Source organism: Mesorhizobium sp. L2C084A000 (assembly GCF_000502875.1).
Lineage (GTDB): Bacteria > Pseudomonadota > Alphaproteobacteria > Rhizobiales > Rhizobiaceae > Mesorhizobium.
Genome location: NZ_AYWX01000001.1, coordinates 806,516 through 829,934, shown reverse-complemented (window position 1 = coordinate 829,934; position 23,419 = coordinate 806,516). Strand labels below are relative to the sequence as shown.

Sequence of the window (23,419 nt, the reverse complement as noted above, 5' to 3'; positions counted from 1 at the left end):
TTTCAGCCGAGTACGGCTCGCACGTCTTCGAGGGTTCTGGCCGACCTCAAGTCATCCAAGGCTTGCGGGTTCTGGATGGTGGCCATGACGGCCTGCAGCGCCTCAATCTGCTTGTCCTTGTCATTGATGGCAAGCAGGAAGACGAAGCCGACCGGCAGCTTCTCGTCGGGGTCTTCCATGTTGGCGAAGGTCACCGGTTGCTTCAATGTGCCCAGCGCGATGCCAGGCTTCAGCACATGTTCCGGATCGGTGTGCGGCACAGCGACATTGTCGGCGCGCTCCAGCGGCAGTCCTGTCGGAATGGTCATTTCGCGGCGCACGACCGCGTCGGCATAGGAGCTTTTGACATAGCCGAGCGTCTCGAGCCGGCCCGCCAGGATGCGGATGATCTCCTCATTGGTCGATGCATCGGATCCGAGCACGATCGCATCGGGGTCCAGAAGTTGCATGAGGCCGTCAGACATTCTTTGCTCCGTCGATGAAATCGTGCGCCCCGGAAAGGGCGCACGATCGGTTTAAAGGGTGGACGCTATCAGGTCAGGCCGTCTCTTCGGCCGGCTCGTCCTCGGCGCCCGCGGCCCGCTCCCAGCCGAGCGGATTGCGGCGGTAGAGGACAAACAATGCCGCGATGACCACCGCGATCACGATGATGCCGACAAGCCCCATCCCCTGGATCGCCTCGATGACCACGCAAGGCACCCACAGGAAGCCGTCGACCACCGAGGTGATCTGCAGCGCGTCCGCCGGCAGCTTGAAGCCCGATGCGACAGCAGCGCTTGTGAACAGCGGCGCCAGCGCGTTGGCGACGTAGAAGCCGATGGCCAGCGTCACCGTGCCGATCACCACCATGCGGAACACGTTGCCTTTGACCAGCGGCGCGGTCATGGCGACGATGAAGGGGATGACCGCGAGGTCGGCGAACAGGATGACGCGGTTGCCCGGCAGGATGATGGACAGGATGATTGCGATCGGCACCAGGATCAGCGACGACGAGATCGCGGCCGGATGGCCGATCAGGATCGCCGAATCAAGACCAACGAGAAGCTCTCGGTCACCGGTGCGCTTGCGCACGAACGCCTGTGCGGCGTCGGAAACGGGGATCAGCCCCTCCATCAGGATCTTGACCATCCGCGGCAGCAGCAGCATCACCGCGGCCAGCGTCATGCCGGTGCCCAGAACCTTTGCCAGCACCACACTGAGATCACCCGCATTGTAGAAGGCGATCGCACCAAGCACGAGGCCGATGATCAGGCCCATCACGACAGGTTCGCCGAACACGCCGAACCTGCGCTCGATCGTGTCCGTGTTGATGTTGATGCGGTTGATCCCGGGAATGCGGTCCATGATCCAGTTGAGCACAATGGCGATCGGCAGAATCTGTGCCGAGGCGAGATGCGGCACCGAAATGCCGGGCACGCCGTAGAACTGCTGCACCGCGCGCGCGGACCAGTCGGCGAACAGCAGCGAGAGTGCTGCGACAAGTGCTGCGACCGCGATGCCATAGGCCAGATTGTCGGTTGCGGCGACCACCAGCGAGCCGACAAAGGCAAAGTGCCAGAAATTCCAGACGTCGACATTGAGCGTGCGCGTCATGCGTGTCAGCAACAGCACGATATTGACCAGGATGCCGACCGGAATGACCCAGAGGCCGACCGACGAGCCGAAGGCGATCGCGGCCGCGGAGGGCCAGCCGACATCGATGATGTCGCGATGAATGCCGGTGTTGGTGACGATGGCCTTGGCGACATCGCCAATCGACGTGAACATCAGGCCAAGCACCAGATTGATGCCGATGAAGGCGACGCCGATGGTGACGGCGGCGCGAAAAGCCTTGCTGACCTTGGCGCCCAGAGCCACGGCGATGATGAAAATGACGATCGGCAGCAGGATCGTCGGGCCAAGCGTATCGATGGCCCCTTTGAGGCCCGCGAGAACAGTATCCATTTTTCCTCCCCTGGAGCCGCGAGCCTTCGCTCGACGCCTCGCAATGATGCTCCATCCAGCCTTTGACGCCGTGGCGCAAAGACACTCCCCAATTTGCGCCAGAGGCGAATGCTTCCCGACTGTCGCGTCGGTGAACATTTGCCTTTGTTGACAAACGAATGTTTTATTGGGGTTGTTCGCTGCGATGTCAATTGGTTGCGCTTCGGCCAATCGAGCCCCGAAGGACGTCCCTTCCGAGACGATTTCGTGGAAATTGCCGGTCGCGACCGGGTTTCGTTGGCAAATAGAACCCGTTCCCTGCTATCCGATCCCAAATCACGAAGCTGTGGACATTCCTGCATGATCAACGTCGCCCTGACCGGCCTTGCCCGTGATCTCGCCAGGCGTGCCGCCGAAGGCCGCCCGGTGCGCATTGGTGTCATCGGCTCGGGCGAAATGGGCACCGATCTGGTCACGCAAGGCATGCTGATGCCAGGCATTTCGATCTGCGCCGTCTCGACGCGCCGCCCGCACACCGCGCGCGATGCCATCCGCATCGCCTATGGCGATGAAGCCATGGCGGTCGAAGCCGACACCGCGTCGAAAGTCACCGGCGCCATCGAGAGCGGCAAGATCGCCATCACCTCGAACGAGATGCTGGTCACCAATCCGCTGATCGACGTCGTCATCGACGCCACCGGCAAGCCGGGTGTCGCCGCCGACTTCGACCTCATGGCGATGGAGCACGGCAAGCATCTTGTGATGATGAACGTCGAGGCCGACGTCACCATCGGTTGCTATCTGAAGCAGCAGGCCGACTGGCTTGGCGTCGTCTATTCGGTGGGTGCGGGCGACGAGCCGTCGAGCTGCATGGAACTGATCGAGTTTGCGTCGGCACTCGGGCTGACCATCGTCTCGGCCGGCAAGGGCAAGAACAACCCGCTCAACCACGATGCCGTGCCGGACGACTATCGCGCCGAAGCGATCCGCCGCAACATGAACCCGCGCATGCTGGTCGAGTTCGTCGACGGCTCCAAGACCATGGTCGAGATGTGCGCCATCGCCAACGCCACCGGGCTGGTGCCCGATGTGCCCGGCATGCACGGCCCCAAGGCCGACCGCGACGACCTCGCCAAGGTGCTCATTCCGCGCGAGGATGGCGGTCTGCTGTTGAAGAAAGGCGTCGTCGACTACACGGTCGGCAAAGGCGTCGCGCCTGGCGTCTTCGTCATCGTCGAGGCGACGCATCCGCGCATCATCGAGCGCATGGACGATCTGCATATCGGCCACGGCCCCTATTACAGCCTGTTCCGGCCCTATCATCTGACGTCGCTGGAGGTGCCGCTGACCGCCGCCCGCATCGTGCTTTTCGGCAAGCCCGACATGGTGCCGTTGCCGAGGCCGGTGGCCGAAGTGTGCGCCGTCGCCAAGCGCGACCTTGCCGCCGGCGAGACCTTCGATGCGATCGGCGAGACCTGCTACCGCTCCTGGACCATGACCGTCGGCGAAGCCCGCGCCCGGCGCGCTGTGCCGGTCGGCCTGCTCGAGGGCGGCAAGGTGCTGAAACCGGTCAGGAAAGGTGAGTTGCTGACGTCAGACAATGCATCGCCCGACCAGACGACGAGGCTGTTCGCCTTGCGCCGGCTGCAGGACGAGATGCTGTACGGGGCAAGCTGAGGATTATTTCCCCAGCTCGACAGACCGCAACCGCGCCGCCTCCACCGCCTGCGTCAGCAGATTTGTCAGCCGGTCCTCGCCCATCAGCACCTCCAGCGCCGCGGCCGTCGTCCCTTTGGGGCTGGTCACCTGCTGGCGCAGCACGCCCGGCTCTTCGCTGCTTTCTGCGGCAAGCGAGGCAGCGCCGTAGACGGTCTGCATGGCGAGCAGCTTGGCGGTTTTGGCTGGCAGCCCGGCCTTCTCGGCGGCCACGGTCAGCGCCTCGATGAAATGGAAGATATAGGCCGGCCCCGATCCGGACACGGCGGTCACCGCATCCATCAAGCCCTCGTCGTCGATGGTGGCCACTTCGCCGCTCGCCGACAAAAGGTCGGCGACGAAACGCTTGGTATCGTCGGACACCAGTCTGTTGGAGAACACCACCATCATCCCCTTGCCGATCGCCGCGGGCGTGTTGGGCATGCAGCGCACGACCGGCGCGCGGTTGCCGAGGATTTCCTCGAAGGTGGCGGCAGGCGTGCCGGCGGCGATGCTGACGAAGGTGGTGCGGCCGTCGCCGAAGCGCTTGTAGGCGGCAATCACGTTGCGGATCACTTGCGGCTTCACCGCGATGACGACGAGATCGGGCACGGCATCGGCCGGTATGCCATCGGCATCGGCTGATGTCGCGCAGCCCAGCGCTGCCGCGCGATTGCGCAGATCGGCATTGGGCTCGACCACGAAGACCGCCGACGGCGCAAGCTTGCCGGATTTCAGCCAGCCCGAGAGCATGGCGTAGCCCATATTGCCGCAGCCGGCGAGAACAAGTCTGATCGTCATCGAAAGCCCTCCGAAGGAAGCCATCACATAGACGCTGGCGCTTCCCTGGGGAAGCCCTGTCAGGATCGCGAGCCACGATCGGGATCGCGTACCGCGATTGGCCGCAGCGACACTTGCCTGAGGCCAAGCACGCCGAGCACGAAGAACAGCCAGACCGGGTCGCCGCGATGGAAGAAGAAGCTTTCGAGGAAGGCGTTCAGCGCCGTGAACAGCACCACCATCATGAAGAAGTCGCCGAGAAAGATGTTTTCCCTGCGCAACGGAATGCGCATGTAGTCGCGCAGCGGCGCGATGAGGAAAGTGTAGACCGCCACGCACAGTGCCGGAATGCCCATCAGCACGGCGATGTCGAGATAGCCGTCATGGCCGTGCACGATGGTCCTGATGTCCCACGGCCGGTCGAAGGGCTGGTCCTGGTTGAGCAAGAGCGGCGTGCCCCAGAAGCTTTCATAGCCGTAGCCGGTCCATGGCTTCCTCGCCAGCATGCTGCCGGCGAACTCCCACAGCGTCGTGCGGCCGGTATAGGTCATGCCGGGGAAATAGATCGCCGCCAGATGTTTTACAGGCGGCAGGAAGACGATGCCCAGCGTGCCGACCGCTGTCGCGACGATCGCCAGCGCAAACAGGATCGGCGTGCCGAGCCGCATGCCTATCAGGCTCGGGAACATCACGATCAGGATCGAGAACGGCACCAGGCCGGCAGTCGTCTTGGAGCCGGTGTGCAGCATGAAGATCATCGCTGCGAGGAAGATCCCGGCGCCCCAGTAGCGCTGTCCGCGCCGGTAGAGATAGAGGCCTGCGAAGCTGAGGCAGGCCATGATCGGCCCGGCGATGTTCTTGTGGGTAAACACGCCGCGCCACAGGCCGGCATGCTCGGGCTCCTGCGAGTCGGCGGTGTGCATCGCCTCGTGCGGAAAGACGATGAGGCCGAGATAGGAAAGGCCCATGACCACGACGGCGGTGAAGATGATCACCTTCGAGAAGGCTTCGGCGTCGCGCGGCAGCACCAGGATCGTCGCCATCGTCAGGATGCCGATCAGGGTGAAGGAGGCGGCGCGCATCGCCGAAGGCGGATCGGTCGACAGGACCACCGACAGGAAAAAGAAGCCCAGCATCAGCACCCAGGATGGGCTGAGCAGCGAGCGCACGACGCGCGGATCGGCAAAGGCCATCAGCGAGAAGATCGACATGGCGCCGAGCGAGCCGAAGCCAAGCTGGTTGACGATGTCGCCGCCTTGACCGGTAAGTTCTGCGCCGCCCGGCTGGAACGGCCGGAAGGACACCATGATGACGGTGAACAGCAGCGCGGCAATGGCGGTGGCCACGCCTTCGCGCGTGAACGCGGCGCTGAGCGGCGCGTGCTCAGTTTTTCTCAGGCTGGCGGTATTGCTCATTGGCATATCCGAATTCGGCCAGCACGCGGCCCAGCGCCACATGGACGGGGTAGATGGCGATATCAGGCGATCCGGTCCGCGCCAGCCGGATCAGGCCGCGAAAGGGCGAAGCGGCAAGCAGTGCCAGGCTCTTCAGCAACACTTTGGCGCCGGCCATTGGCGTGCCGGCACGCTTCTTCTTTTCGACCAGTGTCGAGATCACGCCGTTGCGCAGGCTGCGGGCACGGATCCAGTCGGCTTCGATACGCCGCGCCGGAACGGTTTCCAGCACCTTGGCCTCGGCGCACCAACCCAGAACAAAGCCCTTTTGCGCCGACCGGCTGAGAAAGTCGGAATCGCCGCCGCCCATGAAGTTGAATCTGAGATCGAGAAAGGGCGGACCCATGGCGATCAGCACGTTGCGCCCGACCAGAAGATTGCCGGACGAATAGAGCGCCGGCACGCGTCCGGTTTCCCGATAAGGCGGCGCGAACACCGGATGCTCGGCCCATCGCGCATGGGCAGGGTCGGCAAACATGGGCACCTGCGGGCCGCCGACAATATCGGCGCCAAGCGTTTCGGCAGCCTGGCACATCCGTTCCAGCCATTGCGGATCGGCGATCTCGTCATCGTCGATGACCAGCAGATGCCTGAAGTTCGGGAATTGCAGGATGGCCGTCTGCCAGCCGGCATTGTAGGCGCTGCAATTGCCGCGCTCATGCGCGATGATCACCAGGCCCGACATTTCGCCCCGCTCGAACAGCGGCAGCGCTGCCTTGGCGCCGGCCCGCGCCTCGGCTTCGTTTTCCATGACGATCACGGCAAAGCGCCTGCCGGTTTGCTGCGCGCGCAGCGACGCCAGCGTTTCCAGCACCTGCTCGGGGCGCTTGAAGGTCGGCAAGGTGACGACGGCTTCGACGGCCTCGACGTCGAGCCGCGGCGTGCGTCCAGCGATCGATACCGAACCGTCCGATGGCAAAGGGATCATCCGCGTCCAGCCACATGGTGAGTTGGGCTCTGGTAGCACCACGGTTGATAAGGTTTCGTTAATCACCTTCCACGGAGAAGCCCGCCAGACAGGGACTTTCGGCCGTCGAATGTGCTGGCTTAATCAAGGGTTCACCGCACTTTGCTACCGGCTACACCACAGGATAGGTGAGATGCATCTGCTGTTCGCCACATCGATCGTGCCTGACGGCGCTCTCGCCTCGGGCTACGAGATCGCCAACGCTGCGATCATCGCTGCCTTGCGGCGCGCTGGCGCGCGCGTAACCGTCATCGGCTTCACCTGGCCGGGAAAACCCGCGGCCGACCCCGAAAACACCGTGGTTCTGGGTGCCATCGACGTGCGCACGGACAATGCCTCCGCGCGGCAAAAGCTGGCCTGGGTCGGCAAGGCGCTGCTTTCGGGCCTCACCTTCGCCTCGGCCAAGCTGCGCGCCGTGTCCGACAGCGATGTTCTCGCTGCCATTGAGCGCGCTGGACCGGTTGATGGCTATGTCCTGAATTCCGTGCAGTTCGCCGGTGCCTTCGAAAAACTGTTCACCGACCGGCCTTCGATCTTCGTTGCCCACAATGAGATCGGAAGAGCACACGTCTGAACTCCAGTCACACAGTGATCTCGTATGCCGTCTTCTNTGAATTCCGTGCAGTTCGCCGGTGCCTTCGAAAAACTGTTCACCGACCGGCCTTCGATCTTCGTTGCCCACAATGTCGAGCATCTTTCGGCGCGGGAGAATGCCGCTGCCGCTGGCAGCCTCTTCCAGCGCCTGCTGTTTCGCCGCGAGGCGAGGCTGCTCAAGATCGTCGAAGAGCGTCTCTGCCGCCGGGCGCGCTTCGTCTTCACCCTGGCCGAAGAAGACCGCGCCGCCCTCGGTGTCGCCTCGCACGACCGCTCGGCGGTGCTGCCACTGGTGACCGGTGCCCACGCGCCAACCCTGAAAGGCCCGCGCCGCATCGACTGCGACGCCGCCCTGATCGGCACCTGGACCTGGCAGCCGAACCGCATCGGCCTCGACTGGTTCCTGGGCAAAGTCGTGCCGCATCTGCGGCCCGACTTTCGCATCCGCATCGCCGGCCACATGCCTTCGGGCGTCACGTCGAAGCATCCGGGTGTTGAATTTGTCGGCCGCGTGCCCGACGCGCAGGCGTTCGTGCGCGGTGCTGCCGTCATTCCGCTGATCAGCACCGCAGGCAGCGGCGTCCAGTTGAAGACAATCGAAACCTTCGAGCTCGGCCTGCCTTCCGTCGCCACCAGCCGTTCGCTGCGCGGCATCGACCACCGTCCGTCCAATTGCGTCGTCACCGACGATCCCGCCGCCTTCGCCAGGGCACTCGAGGCCGCGGCGGCCGACATCCGCGACGTTGACGGCAGCGCGTTCCGGGGCTCGCAGGTCAAGGCGCTCGACGCCGCCATCCGGCTCGGCCTCGAAAAACTCGCTCCCGTCAGGCAGGAGGCGTTTGCGTGAACATGCATTCCGCCCGCGCCGCGTCCGGGCTCGACAAGCTGAAGACGATCCTTGGCATCCCGGTGGTTGCGGTCCGCTGGAACGATGCCATCGCCCTGCTGAACCGGTTGATTGCCGAGCGGCGCTTCACCAAGGTCAGTTTCCTCAACGCCCACAACGCCAACATCGCCTATACCGACCCGGTGTTCGCCGAGGCACTCGATGATTTCCTCATCCTGCCCGACGGCATCGGTATCGATCTGGCGGCGAGACTCCTCTACGGGGCGCCATTTCCCGACAATCTGAACGGTACCGATTTCGTCCCGGCCTTCCTGCAGGCCTCAACGACGCCGCTCACCGTCGGCCTGCTCGGCGCGACGCGCGTCAATGCCGAAGCGGCGTCGGTCAAGCTGGCCGCATTGGCGGTGCAGCACAGCTTCGTGGTGATCCATGACGGCTATTTCCCTGCTTCGCAGGAGCAGGAAATCGTCGACCGGATCGCCGCGCTTCGGCCCGACGTGCTGCTCGTCGCCATGGGCGTGCCACGCCAGGAATTGTGGATCGAACGCCACATCGACGCGCGCCATTGCACGCTGCCGATCGCCGTCGGCGCGTTGCTTGATTTCCTGAGCGGCGCGGTGCCCCGCGCGCCCTTGTGGATGCGCCGGCTGCGGCTCGAATGGCTGTTCCGGTTGGCTGTCGAACCGAGCCGCCTGTGGCGCCGCTATGTGGTCGGCAACCCCCTGTTCCTGCTGCGCGTCGTCAGGCAGAAATTCTCGCGGACACCCGAAGCAGCGAGGGATATCAAGTGAACAGCAGGTTCGTGCCAGGTGCCGCTGTCGAGCCAAGCCCGCTGCGGCAGACACCGACGGCGGCAATCGTGACGGCAAGCTACGCGCCCGACTTCGAGCGCTGCCGCCTGCTGTGCGAGACACTTGATCGCCACGTTTCGGGCGCGGCGCACCATTACATCCTGGTCGAACATCGCGACGTCAGTCTGTTTCGCCAATTGGAAACCGGCCGCCGCACGGTCGTCGACGAGCGTGAATTGCTGCCGCGCTGGCTGCACGCCGTCGACGATCCGCTCAGCCTGTTTCGCCGGCGCGTCTGGCTCAGCCTGAAGACCCAGCCGCTGCGCGGCTGGCATGTGCAGCAATTGCGCCGCATCGCCATCTCGGGGCATGCATCTCAAGACGTGCTCATCTTCTGCGATTCAGACGTCGCTTTCCTCAAACCTTTCGACTGCGGCGCCTTCTGGCGCGACGGCAAGGTGCGCCTGTTTCGCCGCGACGGTGTCCTGGCGGACGAAGGTCATGAGGAGCATCGCATCTGGTCGCGCAATGCGGGATCGGCACTCGGCATCGACCCGTCCCGGACGTCGATCCATGATTATATCTCGACGCTGATCGCGTGGCGGCGCGACAGCGTGCTGGCCATGTGCGGCGAGATCGAGAAGGTCCATGGCCGCGACTGGGTCGAGGTCGTCGGCTGGGCGCGCAAATTCTCCGAATGCATGATCTACGGCCGCTATGTCGATGATCTGCTGGACGGAGCCGGCCACTTCCACGGTTCCGAAGAGTTCTGCCGTGTGCACTGGACCGGCGAAGCGCTTTCGGATGACGAGTTCCGCCGCTTCGTTGCCGCCATGGCGCCGGAGCAGGTGGCGATCGGCATGCAGTCCTTCATCGGCACCGACATCGGCCGCATCCGCCGTCTGATCGGGCTAGACCGCTCTTAGTGCTAAATCGCCTTCGCCGGCTTGCGCATCGCCGAATAGGTGAGCAGCGTCGAGGCGAGATACAGAAGCAGGAAGACGACATTGAGCGATAGCACCAGATTCGGCGTGTCGAGGATGGTCGTCAGCACATAGGTCAGCAACAGTGCCTTCAGCGCGGCGAGCAGGCCGAGATTGAGCGCCCGTACCAGCGTCTGGCCGCGCGCGAACAAAAGTTCGGCCTGGTATTCGACAAGATTGCGCAGTCCCGGCACGCAGATCGCCAGCACCACCAGCGGGGCAGCCTCGGCGACATTCTTGCCGAGTGCGTTGGGGAAGAAGTGCAGCACGATGCCAAGCGTCAGCAGCGCTGCCGTGGAGACCGCGAACACACCGCCTTCGATGCCGCTCTTGACCGCCAGCCGTGACAACAGTTCCGGTGCGCGCATCATGCGCTGCACCAGCATCATCGAGAAGGTGCGGATCGGAATGGCCGTCAGGTCTACCAGCCGCATGATGATGGCGTAGATGCCAGCCAGATGCGGGCCGCCGATCGCCAGCACCAGCAGCTTGTCGAACTCCATCTGCAGGTAGAACAGCACTTCGGCGCCGGCCACATAGATGGAATCGGCCAATCGCCGAAGATACAGAGCGACCCGCAGCCGCAGCCTCTGGCGCGGGTAGAAGAAGCCGAAGGCAATCAGCAGCGAGGCGGCATTGGCGCCGATATAGAACCAAGACCATATCCAGACGCTGTGTTGTGCTGAGAACATGAACAGCACCGCGCCGAGCGCCCGCAGCGCGGTCGCCAGGATGGCCAGCAGCGCGGCGCGGCCGAATTTGCCCAGGCCGTTGTTGACGATCAGTGCTACCTCGACCGGCCGCCACAACAGCGCTTCGGCAAAGACGATTGCCGCAAACACCGACAGCGGCACGGTGTCGGCGAAGAAAAGCAGATAGACGCCGAACGAGGCCGCGGCCAGCAGCGGCAGCGACAGCACGCCGAGCAGCAGGAAGCCGGCGGAGAAGGTGCCGATCAGATTGGGGCGGATGGTGGCGGTGCGGTAGAGCGCCGAGATGAACCCGAAAGCGAGGATGCGCGACAGCATGACACCGGCCGCCGATGCGGTGGCGAACATGCCGAATTCGGAAATGGACAGCGTGTTGGCCAACGCGATGAAATAGGCCAGCGAAAACACCAGTCGCCCGCCGGCGCCGCTGATCGCCGAGAAATAGTCGCGAAGCAGCCCCCGTCGTTCGGCCAAAAAGCTGCCGATCCGGGCGAGGGGCCGCCTTTGCGGTATGTCACTGGCCTGCGTCATGTCTCGAGGAGAGCCTAGGCCGGAAAACTTAACGTGCCGTTCTGGAGCTTGGGCTTGTGTCGAAAATAGATGCAACCGAAGCGAGAAACCGACGCTTCGGCGCGGGAAAATTAACCTTTTGTTTTCCATGCCTGTTTAGCGTGGCTTAACGAATGGCCAATCGCCGTTTGCAGGTCGCCAAAGGTAAAGTTCCAGACGATGGTCGACAGGGAAAACCGCGAAGACTGGAAGCGCGAGCGCTCATTGCTGGCGCTTGGCCAGGCTGTGCGCGGCGACGAACCCGACGCGTCGCTGGTCTCGATAGGCGACCGGGCAGACCCGTCATGGCGCGAGGATGCCGCCACACGTCATCGCCTCGCCCGTTCGCAGCGCGAGGCGCGCAACCCGAAACTGTCGGATCCGGTCGCGACCGACGGGCATCAGGAGCGGGCTTCATCGCCGCACCGCGCGCAAACCACGCCACGGACACAAATTGGTGCCGCCGAAACCGCTGGCGCCCGTCGCGCCGATCGTGCATCGGACCCTTACGCTGCAGGCGACGCGTCGGTATCCCGAAACGACGGCATGGACAGCCAGCAGTGGAAGCCGCTGATCGACCCGATGCAGGTCGTGCGCGGTGTCGGCAAGTCGAAGCTGCTGATCGTGACGACGACGATACTGGGCGCCGCGCTCGGCATCACCATCGCGCTGTCGACGCCGAAGAAATACGAAGCCACCACCGAACTGATCGTCGACCCACGCGACCTGAAGCTCACCGATCGCGACCTCACCCAGTCGGTCGTGGCTTCCGATGCAACGCTGGCCATCGTCGAGAACCAGGTCCGGGTGCTGACATCAGGCACCGTTCTCAACAAGGTCGTGGACAAGCTCAATCTGGTCAATGATCCGGAATTCAATGGGCAAGACGGCGGCGGCCTCAGCGTCATGTCGCTCATCCGCTCCGTCCTGTCCCGCAATGACGGGCCGGGCGGTGTCGACGACGCCCGCCGCCGCGCGCTTGCTGTCGGCAATCTGGCCGAGAGCCTTTCGGTCGAGCGCGGCGGCAAGACCTTCGTCATCACCGTCAGTGCCACCACGCAGAATGGCGAGAAATCGGCCCTCATCGCCAACACGATGACGGATGTCTTTCTGCAGACTTTCGGCCAGATACAGTCGGACACCGCAGGCCGCGCCACCGACGAACTGACGGCCCGGCTTGACGAGTTGCGCAAGGGAGTCGAGGCCGCCGAGCGCAAGGTCGAAGATTTCAGGGCCACGCACGACCTTGTCGACGCGCAGGGCCATCTCATCAGCGATGACGAGATGCTGAAGCTCAACGAGCAACTGTCGATTGCCCGCGCCCGCACGCTGGAGCTGAATGCCCGGGCCGCTTCGGCGCGGTCGGTCGACGTCAATTCGGTCCTCACCGGCACCTTGCCGGAGGAGATCAACTCCAACACGATGAGCGATCTGCGTTCGCAATATGCGTCGCTCAAGCAGGAGGCTGACCGCGCCGCCATCCGGTTCGGCCCGCGTCATCCCGAACTCCAGGCGCTCAATGCCCAGATTGCCGGCGCACGCGACCGCATCGCCGCGGAGCTGCGCCGTATAGGCTCGTCGCTGCAGGTCGACCTCAAGCGCGCGGTCCAGCTCGAACAGGACCTTGCCTCTCGCCTGGCGCAGCTGAAGGTCCGCAGCGGCGACGTCAACAGCGACCTGGTGTCGATGCGCGAACTGGAGCGCGAGGCGACCGCCAAGCGTTCCGTCTACGAACAGTATCTGCTGCGCGCCAAGGAAACCGGCGAGCAGAAGGACATCAACACAGCCAACATCAACGTGATCTCGAAGGCCTTCGCGCCGCTCGAGGCAAACGGGCCGTCGCGGGTCGTGGTCGCGCTCGGCGGCCTGTTGCTGGGCTTTGCCTCCGGCATTGGCCTCGGAGCCATGCGTGGCGCCTATGAGAGCCTGCGTGACACCGCCAATTCGCGCTCGCGCCGCGACCATGGCACGGACGAACGCCGGACGCCTTACGAAGACAAGGCATATCGGGCAGCGCCGCCGGCGCCGCCACAAACACCAGCGCCGCAGCCATCGACACCCCCGCCTGCATCACCACCGCCGGCCGCGCCACCGCCTGTCCAGCAAGCCGAGGTCTCGCCGGCCGAAGGTCCCGGCCGGATCGGTGCCTTGCTGTCGAGACTGCATAAGTCCGTCTCCCGCAGGCCATCCCGGGAGGAGCCGTTCGATACCGTTGAATGGGCCTCTGCCGAAAACGCGAAACCAATGCAGGATCCGCAATACCGCGCTTATCCCCAGTCGGCGCCGGCCTTCGAGCCTCGGCAGGCGGCCGCGACAGCATACCCGGCGCCGCCTTTCCAGCCCGGCGGCCATCCGCAGCAGACGGCGCAGCCGCCACTGCCGCCTCCCATGGTGACGCAGCGGCCATATTCCGGGCCGCAGCTCTATCCCTACGCGCAGCCATTGGGCTACGCGCAGCCGCCGGGCTATCCCTATTTGCCATCGATGCCGGCCGCCAACGCCGGGCAGCAGCCCGATCCGGCTCAGCCTGCTTCCGAGTCCTATCCACAACCGCCCCTCCAGCAGCAACAGGCGCCTCAGCCTCATCAGCAATCGGCGGAGCCGTCGCGGGCCGCGGAGGATGCCGAGCAGCAAGCGCCAATCGAGGAAATCCGCGCCAGCCTGCGCGAATTCCGCGAAGCGGTTCGCGAACTGACCGAGAGCCGCGCGCGCCGCCGCTACTTCTGAGCCACAAAAATCTGCGCGGTGCCGTACAAAAACATGCCGGTTTCGCGTAAACGGCATGGGACGGCGCTTTGGCGGGATTGCATGATGGAATTTTCGTGAAAATGCCACGCGGTGAAAGATCGAAAAGCGCGTCGCTTCCGGAAGCGACGCGCTTGGGCATTCTGGTGTTGAGGGTGGTCCATGGCTGAAGTGATTGATGGCAAGAGCGTTGCCGGGGACGTTGTGGGGACGGTCAAGTCCCTGACGGCCGAGCTTGTCGCCAAGGGCAAGCCCAAGCCCGGTCTTGCCGTGGTCATCGTCGGCGAGGATCCCGCCAGCCAGGTCTATGTCGCGTCCAAGTCGCGCACCGCCAAGGAATGCGGCTTTCATTCCGTCCAGCACACGCTGCCGGCCGAAACCTCGGAACCGGCATTGCTGAAGATCATCGGCGACCTCAACGCCGATCCCGCCATCAACGGCATCCTCGTGCAGCTTCCGCTGCCTGCCCATATCGACGCCGGCAAGATCATCCAGACCATCGCGCCGGAAAAGGACGTCGACGGCTTCCACTTCATCAATGTCGGCAAGCTCGGCACCGGTGAACTCGAGACTGCCTTCGTGCCCTGTACACCGGCCGGCTCGATGCTTTTGATCGAACGTGTGCGCGGCAAGGATTTGTCCGGCCTCAATGCCGTCGTCGTCGGTCGCTCCAACATCGTCGGCAAGCCGATGGCCAATCTTCTGCTCGCCGCCAACTGCACCGTCACCATCGCTCACAGCCGTACCAAAGACCTGCCGGCACTTGCCCGCACCGCCGACATTCTGGTCGCGGCCGTCGGCCGGCCGGAGATGATCAGGGGCGATTGGGTGAAGCCAGGCGCTACCGTCATCGATGTCGGCATCAACCGCATTCCCGCACCCGAGAAGGGCGAGGGCAAGTCCCGCCTCGTCGGCGATGTCGCCTATGCCGAAGCGGCCAAGGCCGCCGGCGCCATCACGCCGGTGCCTGGCGGTGTCGGGCCTATGACCATTGCCATGCTGATGGCCAATACGTTAGCCTCGGCCTACCTTGCGGCCGGATTGAAACGGCCGTCCTTCTGACCCGCCAGAAAGCCGCAGCTTTGCCGAACCCCAGTGTTCCCTCAGAACGGCCGGTCATCGCGGACCCCGTTCAAGGTGGCCGGCAGTTCGCATTCCTGCTGGTCGACAAGTTCTCCATGTTCTCGCTGGCTGCCGCGATCGATACGTTCCGGTCGGCGAACCGGTTGCTCGGCCGTGACTTCTACGGCTGGACGACGGTGTCGGCCGATGGCGATCCGGTGATGGCTTCCAACGGCCTGCCGCTCAAGATCGACTATGCCGTTGCCGACCTGCCGCCGGTCGATATCCTGTTCGTCTCGGTTGGGCTGACGACGGAATTCCCCGGCAAGAGCAAGGTGCTGGCGGCTTTGCGAAGCTGGGGCCGGCGCGGCAATGCGCTGGGTGCCCTGTCGGTCGGCTCCTATCTGCTGGCCGAGGCCGGCCAGCTCGAAGGCTATCGCTGCACCATCCATTGGGAAAACCGTGCCGGCTTCGTCGAACGCTTCCCCGACATCAACTGCACCGGCAACGTCTTCGAGATCGATCGCAAGCGCTACACCTGTGCCGGCGGCACCACTTCGATCGACCTGATGCTGGAGATCGTGCGCGGCGATTTCGGCTCGAACCTCGCCAATGGCGTCGCCAACCAGTTCCAGCACGAACGCATCCGCTCGGCCGGCGACCGTCAGCGCGTCGGGCCGGAACGCGACCTGACCGGCAAGTCGGAGAAGCTTAGGCGTATCGTCGAACTGATGGCCGACCACCTCGACGAGCCGCTGTCGGCGGTACAGCTGGCCAAATCCGCCGGCCTTTCGGTGCGCCAGGTCGAGCGCCTGTTCCTGCGCCATCTCAGCGTCACGCCCGGCCGTTATTACATGCGGTTGCGGCTGGAGCGGGCGCGCGAACTGCTGCGCCAGACCAACATGCCGATCCTCGACGTGGCGATCGCGACCGGCTTCACCTCGCATTCCTACTTCGCCCAGAGCTACCGGCTGCAATTCGGCAGGCCGCCCTCGGAAGAGCGCCGCACGACTTACTGAGCGGGTTTCGTTTTCGTTGAAAAGTGCGGCATTCGGCCCCGGCGCATTGGGCCAGGGCCATGAATTCGGGTTAATGGGTTCTTTCGGAGCCTTCGCCGCGCGTAGGCTGACGGGTGCATCAAACGAAAAAACCCGCCTATTGCGGCGGGCCACCGGCGCAAATCAGCACCATAGCCAAATATGTACCTTAGCTGAGGGCATGGTGTCAAGAAAAAATTCCTATTACCGGGGAAAAAGGCTGCCGACACCGCCGAACTGGCTGTCGCCAGTATTTTTGTTAAGCTGGGTCCGCAGCCCTACGCACCGGGCGCCCGGACTTGTGTCCCGGCGCCGCGTCAAATAGCTTGCCGCCCGGATCAGGGGCGGATTTAGGAGATTTCGATGGCGGGACTTGCACGGGGCGTCGCTGCGGCGATCCTCCTTTTGTCGATGACGACGTTAGGCTTCGCCGCAAACAAGGTCATCATCATTCTCGATGCGTCCGGCTCGATGTGGGCGCAGATCGACGGCAAGCCCAAGCTCGAAATCGCCCGAGAGTCGCTTCGAACCGTGCTTCAATCGGTCCCCACCGACGACGAGATCGGCTTCATGGCCTATGGCCATCGTGAAAAGGGCAGCTGCGACGACATCCAGCTGATCGTGCCGCCGCAGGCAGGTTCGGGCAGCGCCATTTCGGCCGCCGCCGACAGCCTGAAATTCCTCGGCAAGACACCGCTGACCGCTGCCGTCAAGCAGGCGGCCGAGGCGTTGAAATACACCGAGGACAAGGCGACCGTCGTGCTCATCACCGACGGGCTCGAAACATGCGGCGGCGATCCCTGCGCGCTTGGCAAGGAGCTCGAGGCATCCGGCGTCGACTTCACCGCCGATGTCGTCGGTTTCGGCCTCACCGCCGACGAGGGCAAGCAGATCGCCTGCCTCGCCGACAACACCGGCGGCAAATACATCCAGGCCTCCGACGAGAAGGCGTTGCAGGAGGCGCTTGTCGAGACAGTGGCGGCGCCTGCTCCTGAACCGGCTCCGGCACCTGCGCCCGCGCCGGAGCCGGCCAAAGCGGAATTCAATTTCCTGCCGATAGCGGTGCTTGCCGAGGGCGGCGATCCCGTCACTGACGGCAACGCCTGGGAAATCTACAAGGCCAAACCCGACGGTACGCGCGGCGACTACGTCAGCACCGAATACGGTGCCTATAAGGCCAATCTGGAACCGGGCGACTATATCGTCGTGGCCAGTGACGGCCAGGCGAAAACCGAGCAGAAGGTCAAGATCGAGGCCGGCCAGGTCTACAAGCCGCTTTTCAACTTGAATGCCGGCACGCTCATCATCCACCCGCGACCGAGCGCGGGGGCGGATGTCGTCGATGGCGCGGCTGTCGTCATCGATTATCCGGGTGCAGACATGCCCGCGACCTTTTATGGGACGACGAAAGCCGTGTTGCCGGCCGGCGACCAGAAGGTGACTGTCACGATCGGGCAGGGCGCGGCTACCGAGACGATTCCGCTGGCTGCCGGCAAGACCGTGGAAAAGGACATGATTGCCGGTGTCGGCCATGTCGTTGCCAATGCTTACTATGCTGCCGGCGGCGACAAGGCGGACGGTTCAGGCATCGGCTTCAAGGTGCTCAAGGCAAAAAAGAAGATCGATGGAACCAGGGACGAGGTGACCTATGCCTACGGACCCGACAGCAAATTCGATCTGCCACCCGATGACTATGTGTTGATTGCGGCGGTTGATCTCGCCGTCGTCGAGCAGCCGTTCACTGTCAAGGTGGGCGAATTTCAGGATCTGAAGGTCGCAATGAATGCCGGCGTGCTGGCGATCACCGCGCCCGGAGCCTCGAAGATCGAGATTTTCGAGGCCAAGAAGGACATCAACGGCAACCGCAAGTCGCTTGGCTATGCATTCGACCAGAAGTATCAGGCAGCGATCCCGGCGGGTGACTATGCCGTCGTCTCGGAGAAATCCGATAACAGTTCCAAAGAAGGCAACGTGACGGTCAAGGCCGGCGAGCGAGCGGAGCTAACCGTGCACTAGAAGCGTATGCACAACCGCCAGAGGGCGGCCATGTGCCGCCCTTTTTCATGAACTACGCAGAATTGCCGTCATGTCGTGCCGAAGGCGCTGGCGCCATGATCGGCGCGGCCGACCAGTTGCCGGAAGCCGGCAAACAGCTCGCGGCCGAAACCGAACTCGTTGCCGATGAGATCGGCATCCGCCGTCCGGCGCAAAGCGAAGTCGCCGGCCGGCACCAGCACTTCGAGTGTGCCGGCTTCGGCGTCGAGCCGGATGATGTCGCCTTCGTGGATCCTGGCGATAGGACCCTCCTCGACCGCTTCCGGCGTGACATGGATCGCCGCCGGCACCTTGCCGGAGGCGCCCGACATGCGTCCGTCGGTGACCAGCGCCACGCGCTGGCCGCGATCCTGCAGGATGCCGAGCACGGTAGTCAGCTTGTGCAGCTCCGGCATGCCGTTGGCCTTGGGCCCCTGGAAGCGGATGACGGCGATGAAATCACCGATCAGCGTGCCGGCCTTGAACGCATCGTTCAGCCCTTGCTGGCTGTCGAAGACCTTGGCCGGCGCCTCGATGATACGCCGCTCCGGCTTCACCGCGGAAGTCTTAATGACGGCGTGGCCGAGATTGCCTGACAGCACCTTCAGGCCGCCGGTCGCCTGGAATGCCTTGTTGAACGGCGCCAGCACCTTTTCGTCGCCGCTTGCCTTCGGCGAGGCCTCGCGCACCACGCCTCCGTCGGCGCCGAGCTTTGCCTCGACCGCATAGGGCCGCAGGCCTTCGCCCCACACCGTCTGCACATCCTCATGCAAGATGCCTTCGTCGAGCAGCTCGCGGATCAGGAAGCCGAGCCCGCCGGCGGCGTGGAAATGGTTCACGTCGGCGAGGCCGTTCGGATAGACCCGCGCCAGCAGTGGCACCGCCTCCGACAGGTCGGAAATATCCTGCCAGGTGATGGCTATGCCGGCCGCCGCCGCCATGGCGATCAGGTGGATGGTGTGATTGGTCGAGCCGCCGGTGGCGTGCAGGCCGACGACGCCGTTGACGATCGAGCGTTCGTCGATCATCCGGCCGACAGGCGTATAGGCGTTGCCGAGCGCGGTGATCGCCAGCGCCCGCTTCGTCGCCTCGCGGGTCAACGCCTCGCGCAGCGGCGTGCCAGGGTTGACGAAGGAAGCGCCCGGCGTGTGCAGGCCCATGATCTCCATCAGCATCTGGTTGGAATTCGCCGTGCCGTAGAAGGTGCAGGTCCCCGGCCCATGATAGGATTTGGACTCGGCCTCCAGCAGTTCGGCGCGTCCGACCTTGCCCTCGGCGAAGAGCTGGCGGACCTTGGCTTTTTCGTCATTGGGCAGGCCTGATGTCATCGGTCCGGCCGGAATGAACACCGCCGGCAGATGGCCGAAGGTGAGCGCTGCGATCACCAGCCCCGGCACGATCTTGTCGCAGACGCCGAGATAGACGGCGGCGTCGAACATGTTGTGCGACAGGCCGATCGCGGCGGCCATGGCGATGACATCGCGCGAAAACAGCGACAGCTCCATGCCGGGCTGGCCTTGCGTGACCCCATCGCACATTGCCGGTACGCCGCCGGCCACCTGGGCAATGCCGCCGGCTTCGCGGGCCGCATCCTTGATCAGCGCGGGGAAGGTCTCGAACGGCTGATGCGCCGACAGCATGTCGTTGTAGGAGGTGATGATGCCGAGGTTCGGCACCTTGTCGGCGCCCAGCGCGAGCTTTTCCGAGGGGCTGCACACCGCAAAGCCATGGGCGAGGTTGCCGCACGACAAAACGGCCCGGTTGGCGGTGCGGTTCGATGCCTCGGCGATGCGGCCGAGATAACGCTCGCGGCCTGGCTTTGAGCGCTGGCGGATGCGTTCGGTGATGGCTTCGATGTCGCGTCTGGCGGTCATGGCGGTCGGTCCTTTCAGGCGAGGTCCCGGAAACATCCTCCCGCCGTTTGCCGGGACCAGAGTAAATCGAGATTCAGGGGGCCCAGAAAACCTCTACGGGCTTATGTGCTGCGTCGAGCACGGCACGGATTGGCTTTCGCGGCCCGGGCGCAACCGCGCCGTCGAAGGCGACACGCTTGTCCTCACCCTCTATGTGCAGCGCGATGAAGCCGGCTTCGACGATGCGCGCCAGCGACAGGGTCAGCCGCGGCTCGCCCGCACTTGCCGCATGAACCGGCAGCACGATCCTGTCGCAAGACGGGTCGAGCAGCGTTGCCAGATCGTCGGCATCGGGAAAGAACGAGGCGGTGTGGCCGTCCGGCCCCATGCCGAGCACGACGACATCGAGCGGCCATGGCAAGGACCGGAGCGCTGCATCGTCGGACGAGGCCGCATCCTCGATGCTGGTGGCTTCGTGATAGAGCGGCACGAAACGAGCCGCCTTGGCCGCGTTCTGCAACAGATTGGCGGCTACCAGCCCGGCATTGGAGCGTGGCGAAGAGGCCGGCACGAAACGCTCGTCGACCAGCGTCACGATCACCTTGTCCCAAGCGATGGGTATCGCCGAAAGGGCGGCGAAGAATTTTGCCGGCGTGGTGCCGCCGGAGACGGCGAGCAGCCCCGTGCCGCGCTCGGCGATCGCCTTGGTCAGTCTGCCTGCAACATGGCCGGCAAGGGCTGCCGCCAGTTCCTGGCGCTCAGCGAAGCCGTTCCAGCTATAGGCGGCGCTGTTCAATTGCTCTCGTGCCATGTCCGCCCGTCACGTTCGATCAGTGCTATCGAGGCCGATGGGCCCCAGGTGCCCGCCGTGTAGCCCTGCGCCTCCTGCCTGGCACTTTCCCAGGCATTCTGGATCGGGTCGATCCATTTCCACGCCGCCTCGACTTCGTCACGGCGCATGAACAGGGTCTGGTTGCCACGGATGACGTCCATGATCAGCCGCTCATAGGCGTCCGGCGCGCGGCCATCGAAGGACTGCGCAAAACTCATGTCGAGCGAGATCTGGCGCAACCGCATGCCGCCCGGACCCGGATCCTTGATCATGATGAACTGCTTGACGCCTTCGTCGGGCTGCAGCCGGATGACCAGCTGGTTGGCGAAGATCGGACCAGCGCTGTCGCCGAAGATCGAATGCGGGATCGGCTTGAATTCGATGACGATTTCCGAAACCCGGGTTGCCAGCCGCTTGCCGGTCCTGAGGTAGAACGGAACGCCCGCCCAGCGCCAGGTGCCGATCTCGGCCTTGATGGCGACGAAGGTCTCGGTATTGCTGTCGTGGGAAAGCTCCTCGACATAGCCCTTTACAGCTCCGCTGGCCGAGGCGCCTGCGCGGTACTGGCCGCGCACGGTGTGCTTTGGCGCCTCGTTGCCGTTGATGCGCTTCAGCGCCCGCAGCACCTTCAGCTTCTCGTCGCGCACGGCGTCGGCATCCATCGATGACGGCGCTTCCATGGCGACGAGACACAGCAGCTGCAGCATATGGTTCTGCACCATGTCGCGCAGCGCGCCGGCCTTGTCGTAATAGGTGACGCGGTCTTCCAGACCGACGGTCTCGGCCACTGTGATCTGGACATGGTCGATGTGGGCTGAATTCCACAACGGCTCGTAGAGCGCGTTGGCGAAGCGCAGCGCCATCAGGTTCTGCACCGTCTCCTTGCCTAGATAATGGTCGATGCGGAAGATCTGGCTTTCGTGGAAGTCGTCGCCGACCAGGTCGTTGAGCTTGCGTGCCGAATCGAGATCGCGGCCGATCGGCTTTTCCAGCACGATGCGCGAGTTCGGCGTGATCAGATTGTGCTCTTTCAGCTTGTGCGAGATGTCGCCGAACAGCGCCGGCGCCACCGCCAGGTAGAAGGCTCGGATGCGGTCGCTGTCTCCGATCGCCTTCTTAAGCTTGTCGAAGCCGGCGCCGCTCGTCGCATCGGCGGAGACGTAGGACAGCCGCGCCAGAAAAGTCTTCAGTTCCTTGGCGTCGATGTCGGCCGGTTTGACGTGCTCGGAGATCGCCTGTTTGGCGAAGGCCTGGAATTCTTCGTCGCTCATTTTCGAGCGCGACGTGCCGATGATGCGTGTCGGCTCCGAAAACTGATGGTCGCGCTGGCGATAATAGAGCGACGGCAGAAGCTTGCGTTCCGACAGATCGCCGGTGCCGCCGAAAATGATGAAGTCGAAAGGCTCGACGGGGATGATCTGGCTGGTCATGGTCTGTCCGCTTTGACGCCGGTCGCTGTGACGCGGCTGATATAATCTAATCGATTTAAATTTTCCAGTGCCATGGTGTCACATCTGGGTGTATGCGCCTGCCCCTTGACAGTCCGATGACCCGGAGGCTTGTCGAAGGCGCGGCTCCGGAAGCCTTCGCAGTTGCAGCATAGAGCGGGATCGACGCGAAAGCCAAAGGAGAAATCGGCGATGGACCCACATCTTTCGGCCAATCCGGTCAGAAGCCGTGGCTTGCGCGGATGAGCGCCAATGACGTGCCCGTTGATCGTCACCAATAGTGAGCGGAAAAAAATGCGTCTGGAAAACAAGGTTGCGATCATCACCGGCGCTGCGTCGGGCTTTGGCGAGGGCATTGCCAGGCGTTTTGCGCAGGAGGGCGCCAGGGTCGTTGTCGCCGATCTCAACGCCAGGGGCGCGGAGCGCGTCGCCGGCGAGATCGGAGAAGCGGCGATCTGGACCCAGACGGATGTCTCGCTACGCTCCGAATTCGACGAGATGATCTATGCCGCCAAAAGCGCCTTCGGCCGCATCGACATCATGGTCAACAATGCCGGCTACACCCATCGCAACGGCGACATGCTCAACGTCGACGAGGACACCTTCGACCTGATAACATCAGTCAACATGAAGGCGATCTATCACGCGGCACTGGCCGTGGTGCCGATCATGGAGCGGCAGGGCGGCGGCGTCATCCTGACCACGGCCTCCACCGCGGGTCTGCGGCCGCGCCCCGGCCTCACCTGGTACAATGCGTCGAAAGGCTGGGCGATCACCGCCACCAAATCGATGGCGGTGGAACTGGCGCCGAAGAACATCCGCGTCAACTGCCTCTGCCCGGTTGCCGGCGAGACCGGCATGCTGGAGAAATTCATGGGCGCCGACACGCCCGAGATCCGCGAGAAGTTCCGCGCATCGATCCCACTCGGCCGGCTTTCGACGCCGCTCGACATCGCCAACGCCGCACTCTGGCTGGCCTCGGACGAGGCCGCCTTCATCACCGGCGTGGCGCTGGAGGTCGATGGCGGCCGCTGCATCTGAAAGCCTGATGTATGTCGCTCGGAAGCGGCCCCGGTTTGGGAGAACGACATGCATCAGAACAACAGGCCTGCCTC

General features: G+C 64.0%; 17 protein-coding genes. 8 read left to right on the top strand and 9 right to left on the bottom strand.

The genetic code is table 11. The annotated features are described in order from the left end of the window. Positions 1-2: 2 nt before the first annotated feature. Together X735_RS161895 and X735_RS161900 are read right to left on the bottom strand one after the other, a co-directional pair. Positions 3-464: a PTS sugar transporter subunit IIA gene (locus X735_RS161895; RefSeq protein WP_023809202.1), complete on the bottom strand. Its 462-nt coding sequence runs from the start codon at positions 462-464 to the stop codon at positions 3-5. Positions 465-537: 73 nt separating this feature from the next. After that, a complete protein-coding gene (locus X735_RS161900) occupies positions 538-1,944 on the bottom strand; it encodes a PTS transporter subunit IIC (RefSeq protein WP_023809201.1) in 1,407 nt (468 codons plus the stop codon). 339 nt (positions 1,945-2,283) lie between these two features. Between X735_RS161900 and X735_RS161905 the strand changes: the two genes are divergently transcribed. Continuing rightward, a complete protein-coding gene (locus X735_RS161905) occupies positions 2,284-3,600 on the top strand; it encodes an NAD(P)H-dependent oxidoreductase (protein WP_023809200.1) in 1,317 nt (438 codons plus the stop codon). Between the two features lie 3 nt (positions 3,601-3,603). On the opposite strand, the gene proC is transcribed toward X735_RS161905, so the two are convergent. Genes proC through X735_RS161920 form a run of 3 tightly spaced genes read right to left on the bottom strand, consistent with a single transcriptional unit; the run spans position 3,604 to position 6,780 of the window. Continuing rightward, positions 3,604-4,419 (bottom strand): pyrroline-5-carboxylate reductase, encoded by an 816-nt coding sequence (gene proC, locus X735_RS161910; protein WP_023809199.1) that lies wholly within the window; start codon positions 4,417-4,419, stop codon positions 3,604-3,606. 59 nt (positions 4,420-4,478) lie between these two features. Then, on the bottom strand, positions 4,479-5,813 hold the full coding sequence (locus X735_RS161915) for an O-antigen ligase (protein WP_023809198.1): 1,335 nt from the start codon (positions 5,811-5,813) through the stop codon (positions 4,479-4,481). Beyond that, positions 5,782-6,780: a glycosyltransferase gene (locus X735_RS161920; protein WP_023809197.1), complete on the bottom strand. Its 999-nt coding sequence runs from the start codon at positions 6,778-6,780 to the stop codon at positions 5,782-5,784. Before X735_RS161920 ends, X735_RS161915 begins: the two co-directional genes overlap by 32 nt. A gap of 1,476 nt (positions 6,781-8,256) precedes the next feature. Here X735_RS161920 and X735_RS161925 point away from each other — a divergent pair. Continuing rightward, positions 8,257-9,051 (top strand): WecB/TagA/CpsF family glycosyltransferase, encoded by a 795-nt coding sequence (locus X735_RS161925; RefSeq protein WP_023809196.1) that lies wholly within the window; start codon positions 8,257-8,259, stop codon positions 9,049-9,051. Next, positions 9,048-9,977 carry a DUF6492 family protein gene (locus X735_RS161930; protein ID WP_023809195.1) on the top strand — a complete coding sequence of 310 codons (930 nt, stop codon included), beginning with the start codon at positions 9,048-9,050 and terminating at the stop codon, positions 9,975-9,977. Before X735_RS161925 ends, X735_RS161930 begins: the two co-directional genes overlap by 4 nt. A 2-nt stretch (positions 9,978-9,979) precedes the next feature. On the opposite strand, the gene X735_RS161935 is transcribed toward X735_RS161930, so the two are convergent. Beyond that, positions 9,980-11,275, bottom strand: coding sequence for a lipopolysaccharide biosynthesis protein (locus X735_RS161935; RefSeq protein WP_023809194.1), 1,296 nt, complete (start codon positions 11,273-11,275; stop codon positions 9,980-9,982). A gap of 198 nt (positions 11,276-11,473) precedes the next feature. Here X735_RS161935 and X735_RS161940 point away from each other — a divergent pair, with 198 nt between their 5' ends. The 4 genes from X735_RS161940 (at position 11,474) to X735_RS161955 (ending at position 18,153) form a co-directional block, all read left to right on the top strand. Further along, the gene (locus X735_RS161940; protein ID WP_023809193.1) at positions 11,474-14,020 is read left to right on the top strand and encodes a GumC family protein; all 2,547 of its coding nucleotides are present in this window, start codon (positions 11,474-11,476) and stop codon (positions 14,018-14,020) included. Between the two features lie 180 nt (positions 14,021-14,200). Then, positions 14,201-15,100, top strand: a complete 900-nt coding sequence (gene folD / locus X735_RS161945) for a bifunctional methylenetetrahydrofolate dehydrogenase/methenyltetrahydrofolate cyclohydrolase FolD (protein ID WP_023809192.1) — start codon at positions 14,201-14,203, stop codon at positions 15,098-15,100. A gap of 20 nt (positions 15,101-15,120) precedes the next feature. Next, positions 15,121-16,119, top strand: coding sequence for a helix-turn-helix domain-containing protein (locus X735_RS161950; protein WP_032908654.1), 999 nt, complete (start codon positions 15,121-15,123; stop codon positions 16,117-16,119). 381 nt (positions 16,120-16,500) lie between these two features. Beyond that, entirely contained in the window at positions 16,501-18,153 is a 1,653-nt protein-coding gene (locus X735_RS161955; protein ID WP_023809190.1) for a VWA domain-containing protein, read from the top strand. Positions 18,154-18,221: 68 nt separating this feature from the next. Here X735_RS161955 and edd read toward each other — a convergent pair whose 3' ends face one another. The 3 genes from edd to zwf all read right to left on the bottom strand — a co-directional run bounded on the left by edd (position 18,222) and on the right by zwf (position 22,286). Next, positions 18,222-20,045 carry a phosphogluconate dehydratase gene (gene edd / locus X735_RS161960; protein WP_023809189.1) on the bottom strand — a complete coding sequence of 608 codons (1,824 nt, stop codon included), beginning with the start codon at positions 20,043-20,045 and terminating at the stop codon, positions 18,222-18,224. A 73-nt stretch (positions 20,046-20,118) separates the two neighbouring features. Further along, on the bottom strand, positions 20,119-20,835 hold the full coding sequence (gene pgl / locus X735_RS161965) for a 6-phosphogluconolactonase (protein WP_023809188.1): 717 nt from the start codon (positions 20,833-20,835) through the stop codon (positions 20,119-20,121). Continuing rightward, positions 20,817-22,286, bottom strand: a complete 1,470-nt coding sequence (gene zwf / locus X735_RS161970; protein ID WP_023809187.1) for a glucose-6-phosphate dehydrogenase — start codon at positions 22,284-22,286, stop codon at positions 20,817-20,819. The genes pgl and zwf overlap by 19 nt, the downstream gene beginning before the upstream one ends. 312 nt (positions 22,287-22,598) lie before the next feature. On the opposite strand from zwf, the gene X735_RS161975 reads away from it, so the two are divergent. Continuing rightward, positions 22,599-23,345 carry an SDR family oxidoreductase gene (locus X735_RS161975; RefSeq protein ID WP_023809186.1) on the top strand — a complete coding sequence of 249 codons (747 nt, stop codon included), beginning with the start codon at positions 22,599-22,601 and terminating at the stop codon, positions 23,343-23,345. Positions 23,346-23,419 lie beyond the last annotated feature (74 nt).

Excerpts from the sequence above, each read along its gene's own strand:
- X735_RS161895 (WP_023809202.1), bottom strand. The coding sequence starts at position 464 with ATGTCTGACGGCCTCATGCAACTTCTGGACCCCGATGCGATCGTGCTC.
- X735_RS161975 (WP_023809186.1), top strand. The coding sequence starts at position 22,599 with ATGCGTCTGGAAAACAAGGTTGCGATCATCACCGGCGCTGCGTCGGGC.
- pgl (WP_023809188.1), bottom strand. The coding sequence starts at position 20,835 with ATGGCACGAGAGCAATTGAACAGCGCCGCCTATAGCTGGAACGGCTTC.
- X735_RS161915 (WP_023809198.1), bottom strand. The coding sequence starts at position 5,813 with ATGAGCAATACCGCCAGCCTGAGAAAAACTGAGCACGCGCCGCTCAGC.
- proC (WP_023809199.1), bottom strand. The coding sequence starts at position 4,419 with ATGACGATCAGACTTGTTCTCGCCGGCTGCGGCAATATGGGCTACGCC.
- X735_RS161935 (WP_023809194.1), bottom strand. The coding sequence starts at position 11,275 with ATGACGCAGGCCAGTGACATACCGCAAAGGCGGCCCCTCGCCCGGATC.
- X735_RS161905 (WP_023809200.1), top strand. The coding sequence starts at position 2,284 with ATGATCAACGTCGCCCTGACCGGCCTTGCCCGTGATCTCGCCAGGCGT.
- X735_RS161955 (WP_023809190.1), top strand. The coding sequence starts at position 16,501 with ATGGCGGGACTTGCACGGGGCGTCGCTGCGGCGATCCTCCTTTTGTCG.
- folD (WP_023809192.1), top strand. The coding sequence starts at position 14,201 with ATGGCTGAAGTGATTGATGGCAAGAGCGTTGCCGGGGACGTTGTGGGG.
- X735_RS161920 (WP_023809197.1), bottom strand. The coding sequence starts at position 6,780 with ATGATCCCTTTGCCATCGGACGGTTCGGTATCGATCGCTGGACGCACG.
- X735_RS161900 (WP_023809201.1), bottom strand. The coding sequence starts at position 1,944 with ATGGATACTGTTCTCGCGGGCCTCAAAGGGGCCATCGATACGCTTGGC.
- edd (WP_023809189.1), bottom strand. The coding sequence starts at position 20,045 with ATGACCGCCAGACGCGACATCGAAGCCATCACCGAACGCATCCGCCAG.
- X735_RS161940 (WP_023809193.1), top strand. The coding sequence starts at position 11,474 with ATGGTCGACAGGGAAAACCGCGAAGACTGGAAGCGCGAGCGCTCATTG.
- zwf (WP_023809187.1), bottom strand. The coding sequence starts at position 22,286 with ATGACCAGCCAGATCATCCCCGTCGAGCCTTTCGACTTCATCATTTTC.